Genomic DNA, 3,435 nt, shown 5'->3' with positions numbered 1-3,435 from the left:
TAAACGTCCTGCCTGACCGGCTACTGCTGTTCAGCGGCGCTGACGGCGATCATCAGGTGGGGGAGTTTCAAGTGACCATACCCGGGGGATTTTGACCGACCCACGGGGGTAAGAAAAATGAGCCTCTCAGGCTGCACCGGCCCTATTTGGGTCGAACCCCATCCCGCCCGATTTCAAATGCTAAAGGCGGTGGCTACCGCCAGGCTCACAGCAGGGTGAGTTCGCCCGCTCCGCGCCTGCCCGCGCGGTAGCACCCAGTGCGTCATTGCAGTCGCAATCGATCAGGCTACCGCTGGCAACCTGCCATCGGCATGCGGGTTTGCGCAAAGCAGACGCTTGCGAATGGCCTCTTCAACGAGCGCGAGCGCTTCCTTGGCTTGTCGCGCTTCGGCTTCCGCAACTTCGGCGCGAAGCTCTACGGCCGTCAACTTATCCTTCTGAGCTTCAATGCAGCACTGGGCTTGCTCCAGCGCTCGGCAAGCATCTTGCAGCTTAGTTTGGATGGCTACGGTGAGTTCACGCTGTGCCCGCTCGGCGGCCTCCGCTCGCCCTTCGGCCAGCCGCAATCTTTCTATGGCGCTCGTGCAAAGTGATTGGGCACGGGCTTCGGTCTCGCGGGCGTGTTTCTCCATATCGCGGAAGACATCGGCCGCTTGATATACCAGATCGAGAGCTGTTGCTCCCTTGTCTGGTGCCAGCGGTGAGGGAAAGCTCAGGACGCCCTCATCCCCTCCAACTGGCGCTCTGGAACCACGCTGCGCCATGCAGATCAAGCTCGTCGCGAACACACATACACGAGCGGTATCATGAATAGCTGTGGTTAACGGATGGTTAAACAGTTGCATGCCTGGAGATGTCGTGACGGCGCGCGGCGGGCAATGGCACCGAAAATCAGTCAGTTCTTTGGGCGTGCCTAGCATAGCAGCAGAGGCTCGCGCCGGGCGGCTGGACCGGCACATCGGCCGCTGACTTTCCTCTCCATGCAAATTTGGTCGGCTGCCATTCCTCGGGAATAGGCGCTGGTCGAGTTCCGTAACGGTTGACCTTTTTGCCGCTACCCAGTTGGATGCGCGCGCAAAAAGGCACAACGACATCCCATCGTGGATCTGGAGAGGTCGACGATAAGGTCTGAGCCCGCGCGGGGCTTTGGGCGATCCGTCGTTGGATTGTGCCGTACGTTCAACAGGGGATTTCCATGACCTTTTCCAGCATCTTCGCGCAGTTCGTCGCGCTGATCGGCGGTGCCGCGCTGCAATGGCGGCGGCTGTCGGGCACCGCGCCCGCGCCGGCCTGGGGCCAGGCGCCGGCGATTCCCGAAGCGAAGCCGCAGGGGGCGCTGCCGACCTTGAAGATGCCGACGGCCAGGGGCTGGAGCGAGGGCCAGAAGCCGACGGTCGCCCCCGGGCTCAAGGTCAATGCATTCGCGGCCGGGCTCGACCATCCGCGCTGGATCGAGGTGCTGCCCAATGGCGACGTGCTGATCGCGGAGGCGACGCAGATTGCGGGCGCGCCGAGGTCGGTGTTTCACTATGCGATGCAGGCGACGATGCGGCGCGCCGCCGCGCTCGGCGTCAGCGCCAACCGCATCACGCTGCTGCGCGACAAGGACGGCGACGGCGTCGCCGAAGTGCGCGGCGCCTTCATGGAGAACCTCAGCCAGCCCTTCGGCATGGCGCTGGTCGGCAGCACATTCTATGTCGGCAACACCGATGGCGTGATGGCCTTCCCCTATGTCGCCAATGCCGACCGCATCACCGCGCCGGGCAAGCGGCTCACGACGTTCAAGCCGAGCGGACACTGGACGCGCAGCCTGCTCGCGAGCCCCGACGGCAAGAAGCTCTATGCCGGCGTCGGCTCGCTCAGTAACATCGCCGAGATGGGCATGGAGGTCGAGGAAGGCCGCGCCGCGGTCTATGAGCTCGATCTCGCCGCCGGCACGCATCGCATTTTTGGTGCGGGACTGCGCAACCCGGTTGGACTCGCGTGGGAGCCCAATACGAACGTGCTCTGGACCGTCGTCAACGAGCGCGACGGGCTCGGCGACGAGACGCCGCCGGACTATCTCACCTCGGTGCGCGACGGCGGCTTCTACGGCTGGCCCTATTGCTACTGGGGCAAGACGGTGGACGATCGCGTGCCGCAGGATCCCGCGATGGTCGCTAGGGCGATTCAACCGGACTACGCGCTCGGCGGCCACACCGCCTCGCTCGGCCTGTGCTGGATGCCGGCGGGCACGCTGCCCGGCTTCCCCGACGGCATGGTGATCGGCCAGCACGGCTCGTGGAATCGCAGCACTCTCTCGGGCTACAAACTGGTGTTCATCCCGTTCGAGAACGGCAAGCCCTCCGGCCCCGGTCGCGACATCCTGTCGGGCTTCCTGTCCCCGGACGAGAAGGAATCCTACGGCCGTCCGGTTGGCGTCGTGATCGGACCCGACAAGAAGTCGCTGCTGATGGCCGACGACGTCGGCAACGTGATCTGGCGCGTCACGGGCGCGTAGAGGTTACGTCCCGACACAAAGCGTGGCGCGCTGCTTGCGTAGCAGCGCAATCACGGACAGCGCCGTGATCAGGCCCGTCTTGGGATTCTCCGACGGGATGTTCTCGATCGACATCGAGAAACGCGCCGAATCCGCCTCGACCTCGATGCGGTGAACGTTGCGCGTCACGGTCGGATCGGCCCAGATCTGCACGGAGGTGCGGTCGGGCCCGACGCCCGCGAGCGACAGCGCGACCGCGACGTTGAGATTGGCCGGAAACCCCTTTGCGGCCTCGCGCGCGGTGCCCTCGAACAGCTTGAGCGGCTCGCGCAGATTGTCGATATCGATGTTGTTTTCGACGATGAAGGGCGCGCCCTTCAAGCCGTCGATCGGCTTGCGCGTCACCATCTTCACCGAGTTGATAGTGCCGATTGCGGCGGCGTTGACGGCGTCGAGCCCGATCAACGCCCCGGTCGGCACGATGATCCGGCCGCCATTGGCGCGGGCGAGATCGACGAGATCGAAATTGTCGAGCAGCCCGCCGACGCTGACGACGACCGCGGCCTTGCCGCGTTTCACCGCGGGTTCGACGATCGCGCGCAACTGGCTGCTCGGCGCGCATTCGACCACGATGTCGGCGACTTCGCCGAGCTGCTCGATCGGCGCGATTTGCGGCGGACGGCGCAGACCGCCGATAAAGGCCTGATGCTTTGCGGGATTGCGCACCGCGACGGCGGTGAGCGTCAGTCCCTCGATGCCCTGATCGAGCGCCGACGCGATCTTGGTGCCGATCGAGCCCAGGCCTGCGATCGCAACCCGCAATTCGCTCGAAGCTTTCTGTCCAGTCAGAGCTGGCCCCGGTTGTTTGGACAGCGCCCCGCTGGATTTAAGTGGATTCCTGCCGGGTTATGCTGAACGCGGGGCTTTACGGTTTTGTCGTTGCGTCGGGAGGGCGT

At 64.6% G+C, this 3,435-nt stretch carries 3 protein-coding genes; 1 reads left to right on the top strand and 2 read right to left on the bottom strand.

Features of this window, described 5'->3' with window-relative positions:
* Positions 1-281 precede the first annotated feature (281 nt).
* Positions 282-845: a hypothetical protein gene (locus tag QJT78_RS49530; protein WP_240537868.1), complete on the bottom strand. Its 564-nt coding sequence runs from the start codon at positions 843-845 to the stop codon at positions 282-284.
* A gap of 350 nt (positions 846-1,195) precedes the next feature.
* Between QJT78_RS49530 and QJT78_RS49525 the strand changes: the two genes are divergently transcribed.
* Positions 1,196-2,500: a sorbosone dehydrogenase family protein gene (locus QJT78_RS49525; protein WP_028147655.1), complete on the top strand. Its 1,305-nt coding sequence runs from the start codon at positions 1,196-1,198 to the stop codon at positions 2,498-2,500.
* Between the two features lie 3 nt (positions 2,501-2,503).
* On the opposite strand, the gene QJT78_RS49520 is transcribed toward QJT78_RS49525, so the two are convergent.
* Entirely contained in the window at positions 2,504-3,328 is an 825-nt protein-coding gene (locus tag QJT78_RS49520) for an aspartate dehydrogenase (RefSeq protein ID WP_028147654.1), read from the bottom strand.
* Positions 3,329-3,435 lie beyond the last annotated feature (107 nt).

Origin of the sequence: Bradyrhizobium sp. Mp27, from assembly GCF_029953005.1 — a bacterium.
Taxonomy (GTDB): domain Bacteria; phylum Pseudomonadota; class Alphaproteobacteria; order Rhizobiales; family Xanthobacteraceae; genus Bradyrhizobium; species Bradyrhizobium barranii.
The sequence above is the reverse complement of the archived record's forward strand: the minus strand, read 5'-3'. Positions and strand labels throughout refer to the sequence as shown.